Source organism: Paenibacillus xylanivorans, from assembly GCF_001280595.1.
GTDB classification, from domain to species: domain Bacteria; phylum Bacillota; class Bacilli; order Paenibacillales; family Paenibacillaceae; genus Paenibacillus; species Paenibacillus xylanivorans.
Genome location: NZ_LITU01000040.1, coordinates 144609 through 162203 on the forward strand (window position 1 = coordinate 144609; position 17595 = coordinate 162203).

General features: G+C 37.3%; 23 protein-coding genes and 3 pseudogenes. 1 reads left to right on the forward strand and 25 read right to left on the reverse strand.

The window, feature by feature from the left end:
- Nucleotides 1-41: 41 nt before the first annotated feature.
- From AMS66_RS06320 to AMS66_RS06355, 8 genes and pseudogenes are all read right to left on the reverse strand, one after another.
- A complete protein-coding gene (locus tag AMS66_RS06320; protein ID WP_053779979.1) occupies nt 42-488 on the reverse strand; it encodes a hypothetical protein in 447 nt (148 codons plus the stop codon).
- A 62-nt stretch (nt 489-550) separates the two neighbouring features.
- Entirely contained in the window at nt 551-2017 is a 1467-nt protein-coding gene (locus AMS66_RS06325) for an amidase family protein (RefSeq protein WP_053779980.1), read from the reverse strand.
- A gap of 56 nt (nt 2018-2073) precedes the next feature.
- Nucleotides 2074-2489, reverse strand: a pseudogene (locus AMS66_RS06330) (DinB family protein).
- A gap of 557 nt (nt 2490-3046) precedes the next feature.
- The gene (locus AMS66_RS06335) at nt 3047-4105 is read right to left on the reverse strand and encodes an alpha/beta hydrolase (RefSeq protein ID WP_053779981.1); all 1059 of its coding nucleotides are present in this window, start codon (nt 4103-4105) and stop codon (nt 3047-3049) included.
- A gap of 144 nt (nt 4106-4249) precedes the next feature.
- A pseudogene (locus AMS66_RS06340) lies at nt 4250-4672 on the reverse strand (pyridoxal-phosphate dependent enzyme); the annotation flags it as partial.
- Between the two features lie 77 nt (nt 4673-4749).
- Nucleotides 4750-5226, reverse strand: coding sequence for a GNAT family N-acetyltransferase (locus AMS66_RS06345; RefSeq protein ID WP_053779982.1), 477 nt, complete (start codon nt 5224-5226; stop codon nt 4750-4752).
- Nucleotides 5227-5288: 62 nt separating this feature from the next.
- A complete protein-coding gene (locus AMS66_RS06350; protein ID WP_053779983.1) occupies nt 5289-5843 on the reverse strand; it encodes a GNAT family N-acetyltransferase in 555 nt (184 codons plus the stop codon).
- Between the two features lie 223 nt (nt 5844-6066).
- Nucleotides 6067-6603: a GNAT family N-acetyltransferase gene (locus tag AMS66_RS06355; RefSeq protein ID WP_053779984.1), complete on the reverse strand. Its 537-nt coding sequence runs from the start codon at nt 6601-6603 to the stop codon at nt 6067-6069.
- A 315-nt stretch (nt 6604-6918) separates the two neighbouring features.
- On the opposite strand from AMS66_RS06355, the gene AMS66_RS06360 reads away from it, so the two are divergent.
- Nucleotides 6919-7266 carry a hypothetical protein gene (locus tag AMS66_RS06360; RefSeq protein ID WP_053779985.1) on the forward strand — a complete coding sequence of 116 codons (348 nt, stop codon included), beginning with the start codon at nt 6919-6921 and terminating at the stop codon, nt 7264-7266.
- Between the two features lie 288 nt (nt 7267-7554).
- On the opposite strand, the gene AMS66_RS06365 is transcribed toward AMS66_RS06360, so the two are convergent.
- The 17 genes and pseudogenes from AMS66_RS06365 to AMS66_RS06450 all read right to left on the reverse strand — a co-directional run bounded on the left by AMS66_RS06365 (nt 7555) and on the right by AMS66_RS06450 (nt 17580).
- A complete protein-coding gene (locus AMS66_RS06365) occupies nt 7555-8013 on the reverse strand; it encodes a GNAT family N-acetyltransferase (protein ID WP_330219292.1) in 459 nt (152 codons plus the stop codon).
- 26 nt (nt 8014-8039) lie between these two features.
- Nucleotides 8040-8486: a hypothetical protein gene (locus tag AMS66_RS06370; protein ID WP_053779987.1), complete on the reverse strand. Its 447-nt coding sequence runs from the start codon at nt 8484-8486 to the stop codon at nt 8040-8042.
- 82 nt (nt 8487-8568) lie between these two features.
- Nucleotides 8569-9366: a phosphotransferase gene (locus tag AMS66_RS06375; protein ID WP_053779988.1), complete on the reverse strand. Its 798-nt coding sequence runs from the start codon at nt 9364-9366 to the stop codon at nt 8569-8571.
- A 12-nt stretch (nt 9367-9378) separates the two neighbouring features.
- Nucleotides 9379-9657 (reverse strand): hypothetical protein, encoded by a 279-nt coding sequence (locus AMS66_RS06380; RefSeq protein WP_053779989.1) that lies wholly within the window; start codon nt 9655-9657, stop codon nt 9379-9381.
- Nucleotides 9658-9722: 65 nt separating this feature from the next.
- Nucleotides 9723-10529 carry an N-acetyltransferase gene (locus AMS66_RS06385; protein WP_053779990.1) on the reverse strand — a complete coding sequence of 269 codons (807 nt, stop codon included), beginning with the start codon at nt 10527-10529 and terminating at the stop codon, nt 9723-9725.
- 153 nt (nt 10530-10682) lie between these two features.
- The gene (locus AMS66_RS06390; RefSeq protein WP_053779991.1) at nt 10683-11237 is read right to left on the reverse strand and encodes a GNAT family N-acetyltransferase; all 555 of its coding nucleotides are present in this window, start codon (nt 11235-11237) and stop codon (nt 10683-10685) included.
- A gap of 153 nt (nt 11238-11390) precedes the next feature.
- Nucleotides 11391-11789, reverse strand: a complete 399-nt coding sequence (locus tag AMS66_RS06395) for an NUDIX hydrolase (protein ID WP_053779992.1) — start codon at nt 11787-11789, stop codon at nt 11391-11393.
- A 40-nt stretch (nt 11790-11829) separates the two neighbouring features.
- The gene (locus tag AMS66_RS06400) at nt 11830-12231 is read right to left on the reverse strand and encodes an NUDIX hydrolase (protein ID WP_053779993.1); all 402 of its coding nucleotides are present in this window, start codon (nt 12229-12231) and stop codon (nt 11830-11832) included.
- A 123-nt stretch (nt 12232-12354) separates the two neighbouring features.
- The gene (locus AMS66_RS06405) at nt 12355-13242 is read right to left on the reverse strand and encodes a class I SAM-dependent methyltransferase (protein WP_053779994.1); all 888 of its coding nucleotides are present in this window, start codon (nt 13240-13242) and stop codon (nt 12355-12357) included.
- An 18-nt stretch (nt 13243-13260) separates the two neighbouring features.
- A complete protein-coding gene (locus AMS66_RS06410; RefSeq protein ID WP_053779995.1) occupies nt 13261-13692 on the reverse strand; it encodes a GNAT family N-acetyltransferase in 432 nt (143 codons plus the stop codon).
- 33 nt (nt 13693-13725) lie between these two features.
- Nucleotides 13726-14148, reverse strand: coding sequence for a DUF1801 domain-containing protein (locus AMS66_RS06415; protein WP_053779996.1), 423 nt, complete (start codon nt 14146-14148; stop codon nt 13726-13728).
- Nucleotides 14149-14393: 245 nt separating this feature from the next.
- Nucleotides 14394-14633 (reverse strand): annotated as a pseudogene (locus AMS66_RS34505) (GNAT family N-acetyltransferase); the annotation flags it as partial.
- Between the two features lie 236 nt (nt 14634-14869).
- Nucleotides 14870-15310, reverse strand: coding sequence for a hypothetical protein (locus AMS66_RS06430; RefSeq protein WP_053779998.1), 441 nt, complete (start codon nt 15308-15310; stop codon nt 14870-14872).
- A gap of 164 nt (nt 15311-15474) precedes the next feature.
- The gene (locus AMS66_RS06435; RefSeq protein ID WP_053779999.1) at nt 15475-15861 is read right to left on the reverse strand and encodes a DUF1572 family protein; all 387 of its coding nucleotides are present in this window, start codon (nt 15859-15861) and stop codon (nt 15475-15477) included.
- 172 nt (nt 15862-16033) lie between these two features.
- Complete coding sequence (locus AMS66_RS06440; protein ID WP_053780000.1) at nt 16034-16441, reverse strand: NUDIX hydrolase; 408 nt, start codon at nt 16439-16441, stop codon at nt 16034-16036.
- An 87-nt stretch (nt 16442-16528) separates the two neighbouring features.
- Nucleotides 16529-16969 (reverse strand): hypothetical protein, encoded by a 441-nt coding sequence (locus AMS66_RS06445; protein WP_053780001.1) that lies wholly within the window; start codon nt 16967-16969, stop codon nt 16529-16531.
- 188 nt (nt 16970-17157) lie between these two features.
- Nucleotides 17158-17580, reverse strand: coding sequence for an NUDIX hydrolase (locus tag AMS66_RS06450; RefSeq protein ID WP_053780002.1), 423 nt, complete (start codon nt 17578-17580; stop codon nt 17158-17160).
- Between the last annotated feature and the right edge of the window lie 15 nt (nt 17581-17595).

The window sequence follows — 17595 nt, forward strand, 5'->3', positions numbered from 1 at the left end:
TTTTTTCATATGAACTGAATGTTCCTCATCTCACCAGGTGCTCATTCTTCTTTTGCATTAAAAAATGTATCATTGGTGATCTGAAATATTCTGTCTGTTGCCTCATGATTTATCGGATCCCTGACCAACATACTAAATATTTCTCTAAGTTCTTCTATTCGTGATAAGACTTTGTCTTTGGATCTTTCCTCTCTAAGTGAGATATATAATTGGTTCAAACTAATATCTAAATCATCATTCAGTTTCTCAAAAGAAGTTAGTTCCGATATCGCAGCTGCATTAGACACACTTGATATCATTGATCTATACGTATAATCATTAACAACCATACTAAAGCTGTGCTGGACATTACTTATTTCATATCTGAATGAATTATCAATAGAATTCTGAAGCTCTTTTCTTTGATTTTGAGATTCAACAAATTTAAAACCCAGAATGATTAAGCTCAATGTTAATAAAATTATAATATAGGTACTTTTTTTCTTCATTATTGAATAGCTCCTAATAACCGAAATTTTAACGATGCTATATATTAGACGCTCTTTCGATGTTATAATTTCGGCTTTTTTCTATGAGCTGTTAGCTGTTCAAAGGCAAATGCAATACGAATCAATACCGACTCACTAAAGGCTTTACCAGCAAACGTAATTCCAAATGGCCTTCCATTTTCCTTGTATCCCGCAGGTACTGCGATCGATGGGTACCCCGCTCTTGCACTAAGATCAGCACCAACGTAAGAGGGGAAAACAATGGCGTCCAGTCCAAATTTATGTACAGCATAATCTATGCCATTATTTTGCGAATGATATAGATCCGTTATTAACTCCAAGATGTAATTCGAATTATTTAATGGATTATTCAACTGTTCTCTATATTCGAGAAGGTTTTGCCCATATTTTAAAGCCCTTTCTGCATTTTGCTTGTTCCACTCGATTAATTCACTGAGGGTATGGACAGGTAGATGAGATGGAAGACTTTGCAGATAATGTTCCACGCTATGCTTAAATTCATTATTCAACTTATTCCACTCCCACTGCCGGTCAAACGATGGGATGTCTATATCTTCAATAATGTTAGCCCCAGCTTCTTTAATCTGGGTTACAGCGTTCTCAAAAAGTACTTCATCATATTCGTCGTTATCACGATATCGTGTAATGGGGGCTTTTCTGAAGATTCCTATGTTTGCATTTTTCAACCCATTGAGGTCTAAACATGTTGTGTAGTCTACTGTAGAATACGGATTTTTCCAAGTAGCAGGGTCATCCTCGTCTTTTCCTGAAAGTATCCCTAGTAGGATTGCTGCATCTGTTACAGTCCTTGACATTGGACCAGCAGTATCTTGCGAGTGTGAGAATGGTATTATTCCAGCACGGCTTATTAAACCGACAGTTGGCTTTATACCAACAATAGAGTTCTGAATGGATGGACTTAATATGGAACCAGATGTTTCCGTTCCTACGGAAACCATCGTAAAGTTTGCAGCTACCGCAGCAGCGGAACCCGTACTCGAACCCCCTGGAAAAAAATCGCCATAAGGATTTAAAACTTGTCCCCCTCTAGCGCTATATCCTGCCCACATATCCGAAGACATGCCATTTGCCCATTCTGTCATATTTGTTTTTCCAAGTATGACTGCTCCGGCTTCCCTTAGCTTAGTGACTAGAAAAGAATCCTTAGAACTAATATGAGCTTCCAAAGCCAGCGCTCCAGCAGTTGTATGCATTTTATCCTTGGTTTCTATGTTATCTTTCAACTGAACCGGAATCCCGTGTAGAAGTCCTCTCCGCCCCACTGATTTCCTTTCAGCATCCAAGGCCTCCGCAATAAAAATCGCATCCGGGTTTATTTCCAACACGGAATTGATCTTTGGCCCATTTTGGTCATATTGCGCAAGACGATACAAGTAATACAGAACCAGGTCTCTTGAACAAAGCTCTCCCTTTTCCATGGCAGCTTGTATTTCAAAAATCGTGTTTTCCTCAACATGAACATGGTTCAGTTCAGATAAATTTTCCATACCCTCACCTCTTCTTTGTGCCTCATCTTCTCACCACACCGCTTTTTCATCGTTCTTTAGTAGGCTTCATGATACCATCTTCGATGTTGATTAATGTGGGCTTGATGATAACGACTATGGTCAGCAATATGCCATATGCCCCAGCGTATGGTCGCTTGCTTCTCATTCTCATGTCCAAAAGTGACAATCCTCGCTAGATCATCATCCTTTAATTGTGTACACGCTTCCTTCAATAGGTTATGACACCTTCATATGTCGACATAAGTGTACTCAAAGATATTCCTTGAACCATCGGAAGTCTGCCATTTTCATCAATCATAGGGCCATGTTGCTCTCTTAAGTTCTGAGGAAGTGGTAGTCCCTTTATTCGATAAACCCAATTCATATCGACGTAGGTGATATGTTTTATTAATTGAGCAGTACTATTGAGGTTGTTATTAGGTCCTTTATAATCTATTTCTTCTTGCGACATACTGGCTTCGCCTTTTAAATCATAAAGCCCCTAACGCCTCCACGTTATTGTCTTCATCGTTCTTCCCTTAGAATCTCCTTGATCTCTCTTAATTCTTGCAATATTTCTTTGGTATACTGGTTACTCTTGGAATTATCCATTCCGATTTTCACAACAAAAATACCAAGAAACAAAGACACTACCAACATTAATATAGTTTCCAATAGTTACCATCCATCCTTTCCTAAAGCAACAGGACTTGCCATGCTATGAGTTGATGCTGTCATACTTAGATTTTTTCAAGTTGATTTCCATGAAACACCTTCAGAATAAACTCTCTGTCTGGAACATTTAATTTTTCAAAAGATCTTAGAAATTCTTTTAACGAAGAATGTTCATTTACAGGAATATACATTATTTGTATCTCTTGAACGCCCGGAACAAATCCAAAATTAAAATAAACTGACTCTGCATCATTCCATGACATATAACCGTAGAACTGGATACTTTTCTTTAAGTTCAGTCATGGCTCTTTGCAACATGCGTAGCTTGTGTTTTCTAAACATCTCTAGTCCTCTTTAAATAACTTGTCCTTTACTATTTACTTGATCAATTCCATTTTTAATCTTATTTTTCAGCAGTTCATGAAATTTATTTTCTTTCTTTTTTAAATGCTCCTCAAGGAAAGCAGCAATATACTTATTAATAGTGGAATGCTTGTGTTCTATCCCATCTTCATTGTAATGTATCGGGATATCGCTAAAAGTCATATGATGAGCACCGTTTAGTTTAATAAATGAACTATTCAGATTACACGAGTTAAACAAAGACTCATACCCACTTAGTAACAAAGGTAATAGTTCGGGAGAAATTTCATTTTCCAATTCTTCAAACGAGCATTTCTCTTGTCGAGCTACCAATAATGGAACAGATACTCCTTCTGCTTTACTCGCCGTTATTAAATGAAAACTGGGATCTAATAGAATACTAGCCTTAATTCTCTTGTCTCTTTTGAGCAATTCATAAGCAGCAGCCCCACCCAATGAATGACCAATGATCCCCATTTCATTCACATCGACTATAGCCCTAAGATCCTTATCTGAATCCAAGACTTCATCTACATTTCTCACAACCCAACGAATATCTTCAATTCTAAGCTTCAACAGTTGTTTCCAAGAATGGATATCTAAACTGTCTATTTCGGATATCTCATTGGATTGCTGGACAAAGCGGCCGTCAGGAAAAATGGAGAATATAGATTCATGAGTCGCTCCTACAGTAATAACAGCAAATCCGGACTCCACTAAATGTTCTACACAAAAGGAATACATATCTCTAACTACACCAAAAGCCGGAGCTATAAAAATAATGGGACAGTTTTTAGCAGTAATATCAACACTCTCATCATTATGTATTTTTGTATCCAGTTTACAAATATAATCCTTATCAACTCCCATACTACAGAGCATATCAACAGCTAGAGAGATATTAGGTTCAAATAACGAAATATACTTCGACTCATGTTCCACGGGATTAGAAGGATAGTATATGCTAATGAGCACTTCTCTGGTTTCTTTACTTATTGGATCAATACGTGATTCATCCTTAAAAACAAAAACTTTTCTTCCAACAGTCATCGCATTCACCCTTTCTATATTTTTGTTACTACCATGCGGTTTGGTGGTTACTTATTTCGTTTTTGACGCCCTCACCCCTTTATTTTTCCAAAGAAAACATCAACGAAGCGATTAAAAGTAGTGAGGGCGGCTCATTAAGTTCATTTATGCTTCTGGATAAAGGTCTGTTGATAAATATCGTTTCCCTGTATCTGGGAATAGAACAACTATACTTTTATTTTTATTCTCTGGCCTTTTTGCAATTTGCACTGCTGCATATGCAGCAGCACCAGACGAAATACCGACTAATAACCCTTCGGATTTAGCTAAAAAACGAGTTGTTTCAAATGCATCTTCATTTCTTACCTGTACGATCTCATCAACTACAGATCTATTAAAATTGTCGGGAACAAAACCGGCACCAATTCCTTGAATTGTATGCATTCCTTTAGTTCCTCCAGAAAGTACCGGGGAATCCGAAGGCTCTACAGCTATAATTTTCACATTTTCTTTTCTTTGTTTAAGTGCTTCGCCAACTCCAGATATGATTCCACCTGTACCAACTCCACCAATAAAAATATCCATTTTATGCGACATGGAGAGGAAGAGCTAATCCCCTGAGCTAGGAAATCTTTGCTGTAAAACTCCCCTTCTTAAGAAGGAAATCAAAGTTCCAATATTGTTATAAGCTCGTCGTGACACACTTCACCATTTTCATGAAATCCGAAGCTCTCATATAGTTTTTTGGCAGCAAGGTTATCAGGACTAAATGGAATCCAACAATAAAGTGCAGGTCCAGCTGGGAAAGTTCGAATAAACTCCAATATTTTCTTTAAAGCTTCCCGGCCATAGCCCATGCCTTGGTGCTGCTTGTCAATCATCAGTCGCAAAATACAATAGCTATTGTCAGCAATAACAGGGAGATCATAACCCGTGATTCCGTAAGTGATCATTACAAAACCTACAGGTTGCTCATCTGCGTAAATTGCAAGTGGAAACGGTGAGCCGCCATTGGTTGCAAGAACATAACATGAGGCTACACTTGAAAGGTTTGATGCAACATATTGTCGCTGTTCTTCTGAAACTTCCAAGTTAAATATAGAACGTCTGTTATCCAGTGTTATTTTTCTGAGCGTTATCATGCAGAATCTCTCCTCACCAAACATCATGGATTTAAGCGGTTTCAAGATAATACCCAGTTATCTTACTTAATCTTCTTTCTCATATACAAAGCTATTTCTTCGTTTTGATTATTATTATTTGAATATAGTGATACATCAATCCCTTCAATTTGATAACCACATTGCATATAAAAATGAATGGCAGGAACATTCGTATTCTGGGTTTCTAACGTGATAGCTCTAAAACCTTGTTCCTGGGCAATCTCATTTACTTTATTGATTAACAGTCTCCCATATCCTTTTCTTATGTATTTTTCATTAACTTGAAGATGCCATATCATCAGCGTATTATTCCAAGTTTGTGGTTCTGAAATTGCGAGTGCTATTATTTTCCCATCCATATATATTCCATAAGAAAATCCCAGTTTTATGATTTCTTCATATCGTTCCAAATCATCTGCACTGTTCAATTCTTCTTTTTCGTATATGTCATCCAAATTTATTAAGGCTAATTGCATACTAAAAGAGCCTTGTGTCTCTTCTCTTGTAAGCTCATATTTTTGAGTTGATTTATATCCAAAGCTTCCAAGTTGAAGCCAATCTTCATTGGATAGATTCTTTATTTTTTTGATCTCCATTACATCACCCCAGAAATAATATACTTTGCGACTTGCTAATAACCTTGTTTCATTCTTATATATCTCTTCTTTCGACCTTAATTTCCGTATTCCTGCATCCTTACTTATTGATTCCTATATTCAAAATTATGGACTGTCAAAGAAAATAATAATAATCCCGACAGGACAAACCTGGCGGGATTTCGTTTGAATAGACGGTTCTTTGAAAGCTGTTTTTTATTTGTTACGTAGCAACCACATGGTTCATCTCTTCACTTGCCATAAAGTCAGAACGATTCACGTAATACAAATCATAAATTTGTTCCGCATAATTTATTGAGTTATACACTTCGTGGTATATATCAGTTGCTAATTTGACGTAAGACAATTTCCCAACCGCTTTCTTAGAACGAATGTTTTGTTTTCGAATTTTAAGAAATACCGTTTCAATTTCACGTTGAAGAAACAACTCAGCGAAAAACGCTTCCTTTGCTCGTTGATTGTAACCTTTTCCAAAATAAGGGGCTCCAATCCATGTCGCAAGAAAACCTGTCTTATTATCCATGTGATATAAATCAATGGTTCCGATAGGATGTCCCAGCTCATTAAGGATCGTTCTCGAAATACATGTGTTTTGCGCTTCTTCATCGATCACCTGTTTAGTTGCAAATAAATATTCTTCATAAGATCGGCACTTATGACGAACGTATGGAAAAACAGCGGGGTCCACCATCAAATCATGCAGTGAGTGGCATTCGTGCAAATCTCGTTTTTTTAACATTTAAACGACCACCTAGTCCTTTTAGTTCGCTGAGTCAAACAAACTAAGTATATAAAAGGACATGTGGAATTTAATGAATTCTACATTGCTTTTATGTAAAATTCTTCATAGAAATGTTTTCCAGATCACTTGACTGAACGTAACGGATATCGCCTGTTTACAGTCTGATTTTTGGAATCATTGACCGCCGAAACATCCTCACTATTATCGATTTAGCTGGTACCCTCATCTTCGCTAACAGCATTTCATGCCCATGGATAAAATTTTTGGTTCGAGGAAACATTAATCATACTACTTATCCCTGGGAGTGATGTTATGCTGTACCTTATCAGCTTTGTGCTCATGTTTGCTGGCTTAGCCTGTATCAACATTATTTTTTCATATCAAAGCAAGCATATTGACACTCAGTTCTGGTCTACGTTTAAATTCCATCTTTGGATGCTGCCTTTATTTTTCGCAGCTAATCTGAGTGTCGGATATGGCGTCAAGTTTGGTATGAAAGCCGCCAGCCAACTGGGCTATGTCCTGGTCATTGCCAAATGCATGGAAGTGCTCATCTCCATATGGATGGGATACTGGTTTATGAAGGAAGTTCCTTCTTGGAAAACATGGATTGGGCTTGTGGTCATCATCATCGGTGTTGTACTAGTTAAGCAGAAGTAGGAGGTCAGTTACAAGTGCTCCCATCTGCGTAAATGCAAACGAAAGGGAGCCCTCCCTGGGTTAAAAAGGACAACACGATACCACACTTGAAATTTGATGCAACATATTGTTGCTGCTCTTAAGTTAAATATGGAACGTCGGTTATCAAGTGTTGGATATATCGTTGGTTGAAAACATTTTCCGAAATAGGGTTTCCCAATCGATTCCGCAAAAAAACTGTCATAAAAGTTGAGATGTTTTCCATACGGCTCTACTCAGGCGGGCTCCGAAAGGGACCTCGTCGTTAAATTAAAAAACGAACCGATATACAATTTCGTCATCATATACGTCTCCGGTCTCAGCAAACCCCATTTTTTCATAAAGCTTTCTTGCAACTTCATTATCTGCACATACCGTTAAATTCAAACACTTGCTATGGACATAGTTCTCTCTTATATATCTAATAACCGAATCTATCGTTGCATTTCCATATCCCTTACCTTGACAACTTACATCGATCATAAAACCATTCAACCAATAGGACCAAGCTGTCGTTTCATCGAACGTGATCATGACAAAACCCACTAAGCTATTCTCCGTATTATATATGCAAAATGGCAGATACTTGTACTCATCCCCATCTGGACGAATGTGCACTTTCGCTAGCGACACGGCTACTGATGGAACATAATGATTTTGATTGGCTTGAACTTGTAAGTTTAATGCATCTTTCCAGTTCTCTCTTGTAGTAGGTATTATTCTGATCACAATAATATCACTCGTTTCGTTTTGTTTTACATATCCGATGGAAGTTCATTTTCTGTTACATTCTGAACAGGATAATCAAGGCCGGCCCACAGCCTGTTAATGATGTTGTCACTGGTTATTCTACCTTTAAATCCGGTCGAAGTTGTAAGTGTCCCTCTCTCATACATATATACAAGTCTGGAGCCGTCATTCTTATTAAATATAATGGAATAATCTCCATCTAAAGATAATCCTTCGTCCTTCGGCTTTATTTCACTTAAGTTGGTTAATACGTGAGCGATATCTTTTGTTTCAGTTATATTAATCATTTGGAGATCACCGTCATTAGAAGGTAAAACAAAATTATATATTTCAGCATTAACAACTTCGTCAGGCTTTATTAATACAATGCTTTCGTCTCTAACTTCTGTTAAAGAAACAATGAGAAGAACCACAGCAATACAAAAAACAAATATTAAATATCGCTTTTTCATACTATTTCACCTCCAACGATAACAGCTTGATTCAACCTAAATCATCTTCCCCACAATCGCTTCTCTAGCATAATACGTGTGATTAACTCCAGTCACCGAAATGCTTCTCAAGGAACCTTACTTCATTCTCATAATGAGCCAAATGACCCTCTTCAATCATTTTGATAAAAGCAGTCTCCCCAGACGCAGCCCGATCAGATAATGTAGTACACATGAAATGAATTCGAGAAATCACCCACTCCTTCAAATCTGTCGGCACGTCCATACCATAAGCATTAAAAAATAACGCTATACGTCTTTTCCGCTCAGATGCATGATCCTGTTTACGATATGGAACGACTTCCCTTTCATCTTTACCCGGTGAAAAACCCGCTAGTGGGACAGAGGTATACAAGCTGTAAACGATATCCCATAGACGCGGACCAGGCCCTGCCATGTCAAAATCAATGATTCCTACAGGAAGTCGATCTTTAAACACAACGTTATACAATGCAAAATCGTTATGGCAGACTACTTCTTCCTTTGAAGATATCCTTGGACAGGTATTGGAAGACTCGGTACATGTGATAAATCCCACTGTAGCATCATGATAGCTTTTTAAAAGTTTCGCTACTTTGTCTAAGGTCTCATCAGACCACATATAACTTTCAATCTCAGGATAGTCATTTCCCGGAACTACACCATCCAGGTAAGAAAGAATTTCTCTACCCTGCTCATCTACTCCCAAATATCTAGGGGAATACGCATAGCCCACCTTTTCAAGGTGCATAAGCAATTCATATACATACGGATTCGGTATTGCTTCACGCCGAACTGTGCTCCCAACTTTTACAACCTTGTTCACATTGCCTCCGTTCAGAATCTCCTCGTGTTCCCGCAAAATGAACTCCTCCTATGGTCGGTTTTGGGTATATCTATTGGTTTTATCCTTTCTGGAATTCCCCGGGAATCCGGCAACCAATAGTACAAAGCCGACCAAGAATAATAAATATACGAGTATACCCGAAAAACCATTATCGCTAGCTGGTATTAACTCACGCGCTTTCCCACCTGAAGCATAACCAGCTTCTACTATCGCTATGGATATTCTATCCGAAATTCTATCTAGGGTTGAAATAAAAACGCTGCTAACCATTAGAACCGCACCCAGGATTTTATTTGTATTGTTCATGAGCTGCCTCCTATTTCCGTTTATGATTATAATCATTTTTAATGCCAAGCCTCGTCAACTGGTTCTTATCTTTCAGACCACGCGGTTCGGACATATCCCAACTTCATTCCAACATGCTCCATATTTCGATGGCTTTGTGATAAAAAGGAACATTGCCCCACCACCAGATTACATTCCTTATTCATGGCTTCCGTTATTCTCCTATTCAAAAGCTGCTGATGTACACCCTGATTTCTAAACTCAGGTAATGTTGCTGCAAAGGTTAAGGAAGCCTTTTGATTTTTAATAAACAGAACACTTACCGCTGCTGGGATGTCATTGACATATGCGATGTAAAATTTCCATTCTGGACGATGATAAAGAACCTTATTATTCTGCGCGACATAAGGGATACCGTCATCCGACAAACCGGTCCCCCTGCAATGGATGGTAGCGTACAGGTCGAATTGATCCTCTTCGAGTTCTTGAATTCGGATATGATCTAAGTGATTGTTTTTTTCTTCAGGTTTGATGACTAGGGATGAATGAAATCCCGATGCATACAGACCTAAGTCGGTTAAGCGTTTCAGAAAGTTCTGATCCACCACGCTTGGAATGACTTCGATCTGAATCTTCCGATCTCGCTGTCTATAAAAATCGATGATAGCATCCATGTGTTCCATATCATTATTTGTTAAGCCCTTCACCGTATTGAAAGTGGGCCATGGCATGGTCTTACTGTAGAAGCAGATGGCATTTCCAAATTGCTGAATCTCAATTCCTTCCGGATTGTTGTCCCGACCTTGTATAGCAAGCATGCGATCTGTCATATAATCGATTTCCGAGATTTCAATTTCTTTAATTAAATCTAAAGATGGAATTAGTGTATTCATATCTTCACCTCCAATATATAACAACAGAATTTGCATATGGTCTTAGAGAATCAGGTCGGAACTCAGCCGAATTCTAACAATCGACCCATGACAGTAAAGCTTTTTTACCCGGTTTAATTTTCAATATGTATTCCTCCGCGTTGAATTTGAAATTTATTCTTTCATTTTATTTCTCACTATTCCGTAGTAAATCAGATCCTCATACCGGTCTTCTTTCTTGACATGATCCACCAGCACCCCTTCTTTCTTCATGCCAATTTTCTGTATTACTTGTCCGGATGCCGGGTTAGAAGCAAAGTGTCGCGCATATACCTTATGATATTTTCTCACATCAAAAGCGAAGTCCAAGATCGCCTTGGCAGCTTCCGTTGCATAACCTTTTCCCCAAAACGGCTGACCCACCCAATAAGATAACTCACCGTTATCGTAACGTTGTTGATTAGATAATGCTATTGCCCCATATAAATCACCTGTTTCCCTATCACAAATAGCAAATTCGTATAACTTATCCGCATTAAAATTTTCGCTATGGTGTTCTATCCATGACAAAGCACAATCTAATGTATATGGGTAGGGTAGTGTGAGTGTGCTCTTATATATGTTGTAGTCATTACATAGTCTGGTAACGGTTTCAGCATCTGCTTTCGTAAATAATCTTAACAGTAACCTCTCTGTGGTCATCGTTTTATTGATATCGTCGTACACCATGCTATCCCACCTTTTTTATTAAAATGGATCATTATGCCTCCAAAATGGCTACTAATCGACCGCTTATATAGATATTGGATTCATTTAAATATCCTCTTAGTTTCTTAATCTTATTCTGTTAAAGGAGTTGAAAAAATTACATGAGTCATATAATCAAACTATCATTCCTATTGTATCGATTACGTTATATTTTTTAAAATCATTTAAAATAGTTTGTGGTAAATAGTCATATAACTCTGATCGGGTTGCCCACATATACTCGCTATGTTTTTCTGAAAGTATCACTTGATCATCTATTGCTCTGCACAAATATGTCAGTAATACGATCTGTCTATGCGGATCCGTAAAAAAAGTAGCAGCAAATAGTAACTTCTCAACACTCACTTTAAGCCCAGCTTCTTCTTTCACTTCACGAGTCAAAGCTCCTTCTAGTTCTTCTCCAAAATCGATCTTTCCACCAACGGTTTCCCAGCTCCCAGCGGCAACTTCATCTGCACTTGAACGTTTTAATATCAATACCCTGCCTTTATTTTCAATGACTCCCTTAACCACAACAAACGATGTTGTTTTTCAAGATACCTTCACCCATATGTTATTCAGAGAACTCAACTAAAATGGGATGAGTGCTCTCATCCAATGCTTTGTGAATTCTCTCCTTGAAATTCCCCCAGGTTATCATTTCATTGGCTTGTTCTAATGTAAAGAAACCAACCTCATCACTTTCAATACTTGTAGTTAGAGTTCCTCCAATCGGTTTTCCAGTGAATATATTGTTACATACTCCCCGCGTAGTATTCTGATATAGGCCACAAAACTTAATAAGTTCAATATCAATGCCAGTCTCTTCCTTCACCTCTCGAATAGCAGCTTGTGTGATGGTCTCGCCTACTTCCACACAGCCTTGAGGCATTTCCCAGCCTCTCCGTCCCTTCATAAGTAAGATTTCATCGTTCTCATTAAGGACAATCACACTTGCAGACACAATAAATTTCATTTAAAGACCCCTTTTTATGTTCTAGATTCAATACATCCAAGTAAAATTATAAGCTCCCTTTAATCAAAAGGTCCTCTGCATTCAATTAGCAATAACAAAGTGCAATCCGTGAACCCACAGTTCTTATCCCCCTTCCCTTCGGACCGTTCCAAATGAAATCTTCATGCTGGCTGCATAAGTCAACCAAGATTCTTCATCAAATACTTTGGAGAGTGTTAATTCAGCTTCATACTGCGCCTTTGCTTCATTTTGGGTTATGCCCCGAGTTGATAAGCATTTGGTTACCTCTACTGAATCTCCAGGATCCTGTCCTATACCTTCTTCTTTCAGTGAGTGATAGAGAATGTTTTTTCTGGCAGAGTCCAGGTTTTGATCTAGAAAGTTGACCTTATCACTCATTCTACATTCCACATTCGTTAATCCTAATTGACTCATTACTATGGGCAATCGCATTCCAATATTTCCATCTTTACCTGTACGTATATGATCTTGTTCAAATAACCTCTGTAAAACGCCTAGTTTAATGATTTCACTTTGTTCAACGCCTTCCACATGATAGTTCGCCATATTTCCAATCCAGTGAGGTTCAAAACAAATGATTCTTCCACCATCCAACACACTTTCAATCATCTTTTGGAGTATTTTCACAGAGTCATCCATATGCAATAAAAAAGCATGACTCAATGCAATGTCATACTTCCTCTCCAATACAACGTCTTCTATATCACAAGTAATAAATTCTGTATCATAAGGAAGTTGGGAGAAAATTGTCTTAGCTTCATTGATTAATGTTTCACCCTTATCTAATCCAGTGTAGGTTGACCCTTTTGGTAACAAAGGTAGCAGTTTAAGACCCAAATAACCAAACCCGCACCCATAATCAATAACGCTTAGAGGTTTATCTATCTTCCAAACAAATTGCACTAAAAATTGTAGGTAATCGTCATTGTAATAAAGCCATCTCGTATTTTTTAGGTATTCAATTTTATTATCCCAATAATATTCAGACATTCGATTGCTCCTTTTGGTTTATAGTTTCTTTTGAAGCAATACTTCTTCTGTTCTCGCATAGTTTGATTTTACGTATGTCTTTATAGCCATTTCATTTCTTTGGCCTGTCAGAATCTTTACATTGGTAACACCTCGTTCTCTAAGTTCCTCCTCTATAAAAGCAATTAGCAACGTAGCCAATCCTCTTCTCCGGGCAGCTTCGGCAATATACATTTCTGTGATTTCTCCCTGGAGTCCACGATAACAAAAAGATTTAAAATATTGAGCACAAGCGAACCCAACTGCCTGATCGTCAATTACGGCTAGAGCAATCAACTCATTAGATAAAGCAAGGCTATCTATTACTTCTTCTATGGATGTACCTACTCCATTAAAAGCATCATTGAGCTTTAGAAGCTCCTCTGCATCAGTTGCGTTAGCCCATCGTATATGAATGTGCTCTTCTTTCATCACGTGACCTCCAATAATAACAGTGAACAGGAATTAATGATTCGGATAGGTTTCTTTCAAGAACCTGATGGATTGGTTGATCAGAGCTTGTAATACATCTGTATGGATATCTGCAACTTTATTGATGTATACACATGCTTTTCCTGTCGTATGTTTTCCAAAGTCCTTTAATAAATTCTCTCGCTCTGTGTCACCTGTCGCAAAATACAAACTGATTTTTGCTTTTCGGGGAGAAAAACCCACCAGTGGTGCATCTCCTTCGTGACCAGAATCATATTTGTAATGATAGGCGCCGAATCCAATAATACTCGGTCCCCACATCTTTGCTTTATACCCTGTTGTTTCAGTGAAAATATCTAATAGCTGATACGCGTCTTCACGTTTTTTGGGACTATCAACACTTTCAATAAATTCAATGACGCTGTTGTCTGTTTCTTTTGTTTTAAGTTTGTACATTGATAAAATCTCCCTTTATATCTTTCGTAGTTGTAACACGTTAAACAGACTTAATATCAGACCAACAATCAGAAACAATATCCATTGTTCGTAACTAATGATTAGAATCAGTTCCCAAAAGCTTGCCGGCCCGGAGTTTGGTTCATCACTGAAGGGATAGGCAAAAATAGCTGGTAGTACTCCAAGGGCTATAAAAACTATCCCGATGATCAAAGAAAGAAAATAAACAGTTCTCTTCAACGTCATCACGCCCTCAAATAATCAGGAAGTCTTATCATGAAGCGTTCACTATTTCTATTAAATTGATATTGTTCATATAATTCATGTGCATCTAATGTTCCGAGTAACCCCATTAAATCTTTAAAGCGATCCAATTGTGTTATCACTTCAATTAGTTTCTTACCAAGTCCTTGGCCCCTATATTCCTCATGAATAAAAACATCACAAAGCCAATACATTGTCGCATCATCTGTGACAACCCTTGCAAAACCAACTTGAACTTCTTCTTAATAAACACCAAAACATATTGAAGAATGGATAGACTTTTCAATTTTTTCATCGGATCTCTTATTGGCCCAATAGCTTCTAGATAAGAAACCCTTTACCGCATGGATCTCCATAAGTTCTTTGTTATCACTGATAAGATATTCTCCATATATAAAATCCATCAATCCAGCTCCTATCAAATATTTTTGTGAAGATTCGTTGATTTCTACTCATGCTAATATATCATTATGCCTTCGATTTCCCTTATCATTAGTATTTCTTGATTATCTGTTGTTTTAATGATTCCCTCTTTTTCATGAGTAATTGTTACTAGCCATTCTTTATTATTTTTATAAAAACATAGATCTTCTAGTAATTCTGGTTGTAACCATTCATATAGTCTATCGACTTTTCTTAATAAGATCTGTTTCAATTCCTCGTTACAATCAAAATAAAAAACATCTGCGTAATGGCCAAATAATTGCGTCCCGGGCCATCCCTCCTGCTTTTTAATCTCTTTAATATAAGGCTTTATTTCTTCAATAAATCTTTTTCCATCTTCATTTAATTCAATTTGATCTCTTTTGACCAATATGAACTCATCACACAGGCTAAAAGCCAGAGATACCAATTGTTTATATGCTACTCCTGTTGGTTCTTCTAGGATTTGTATCATTTAATTCTCCTTTTTTCAGATCATTATTACTTTGTGTTGATATCAATCGTATTGCCAAACTAGCTGTCCTTTCCTGACTTTGGCTGCATATATGATTTGACCAGTGTGATAGTGAATTTCTCTTACCATTGCTATCATTAGATTCAAAACCGTTGTTTCATTATTTACTTGACTGAATATAAGAGGGGACGATTAGTGAAAGGTTGAGATAACAACAAATTTGGGTTGAAACTGAGGTGTTCGAGATATTGAATGATAATATCGAATGATTCCTTAGTCATGTTATAGGCTTCTTCTATCGACATTTTAAGCCCATATTCAAACTCCTTATCCCTGTCTCTTGAATCAGCAATATCATAAAATATCGTTTCAATTCTTGAGTGAACACAACCTCTTATATGTGCAACCAGATTTGCAATACTATTACTTTCTTGATTTGGTGACCAGGTGATATCTTCTTCTGATAATTGTGAGATTGCTTGGAGAGTCCATTTACCTTCAGACTTAAATTTAACTAACATACTCTGAATTACTTCTAATTCAATTTCCATGAGCACACTCCAGTCTAAAGTTTTTAACTAATCTACTAAATAACCGAAAAAGTATTTCCTTTAATTCATTACATCCTTGCGCTGATTTTCTATAACGTTGTTGTTCAGCGAACGGATCGAGTACTTATGCTCGCAGCTGTTAGATTAAGTGTAGTTTCATCGTAGTCCTTTTTTAGAATTCAATATAAAATGGCTGCGAATCTGCCTTTAAACAATATTCTATTCGTTGTTTGAAGTTCTTCAAAGTCACCTTATTTAATGCTTCTTCTATTGGAAAATATCTTGTCTCCAGGCTTTCACTAGTTACTATGGGTTCTCCCCCAATCGGTCTTGCTAAAAATAATGTATTCACGATTGAACCATCTACATTCTGGAATATCCCACAAAATCGAATAATCTCTATATCAATCCCTGATTCTTCTTTTGTCTCCCTGACTGCCGCATCCTGTAAGGATTCTCCTTCTTCAACTTGCCCTCCTGGCATTTCCCATCCTCTTCGGGGTCCTCGGATTAGCAAAATTTCATTGTTCTCATTCATTACAATCGCTGCCGCTGAAACGATATGCTTAGGTGGATTCATAGGTATAGATAGTCCTCTCTTGGGGTTATTCGTTTACTTTATCCTTTCCATAATAAAATCCCTTGAGTTGTTCATCAAAAAATGATTTTAAGTCGTACTGTACAATGGAATACTTCGTTTCTTTATTATTTTATTTATATCTGTTCGTGTAATATATATTTGCTCAAGATCATATTGGATGGTAATATCTCTTCTTGAATGAAGTCGAAATGCTATTCCAGCACTGATGTTTGAAGGCGTTTGATGAAGTTCGATAATTGAGGATTCAGGCACAGAATTGATCCAGCCAACAATTTTGTTAATTTGTTCATCTGTCAATTTAATATCCACAAATGTAATGTTAGGAGTTTTGTGCGAGTAGACTGCTTTTGTCATTTGGGTACTTTTAATCTGATCAATAGAAATCTCTTTATTCAGCTGCTCATTTTCTTGATTTAGATATTGATAAGAGAAATAAGCTACAAGAAGAAGCACTACTGTGATAATGTGCGTTTTCTGTATTTTAATGATATTATTCCCCCATCTCATATAACTTTTTATGAACTCCTCATGACGCCTCTCACCCTTAGATAGCTCTTAGCTCTCTTATACTCTCTTATCTTAAGGAGCTGGGCGTATTCAGTTAGTTCTTCTAGTCTTAGAAAAGTACTTGTCAAACAAGGGGGCGAACGCCACAGTGTGTATGGTTTTCATCAATTCACTTTATGTATCACATATCACTTGGTTCCTTCATTGAAGTAAGTGATCTCATTACCGCTAATTAAGTTCCTTATACCCCCTTTATAAAATGGCATTAATTGATCTGCTTCCTCTATATCTTTCCATGCAATCTCGGAGATTTCATCAGGTCTTACAATTTGTTCAGTACCACCAGTAATTTCAGCCCTGAAGACTATAAAAATTGCATGTTCATTTAAATGTTCAAATTTACATTCATTTATAGCTACGATGCCATAGACCTTAACATCAAAACCTGTCTCTTCATTGGCTTCTCGGATAGCAGCTTGCTCTAATGATTCATCTGGTTCTACTGCTCCTCCTGGTAAAGACCAGCTTGAACGTCCTACATTTTTGACCATTAAGACTTTCGATTTTGATTCATCTGTAATTAGAGTGTATGTTACGTTGACTCGTTTCATTATCCTCTCTCCTTT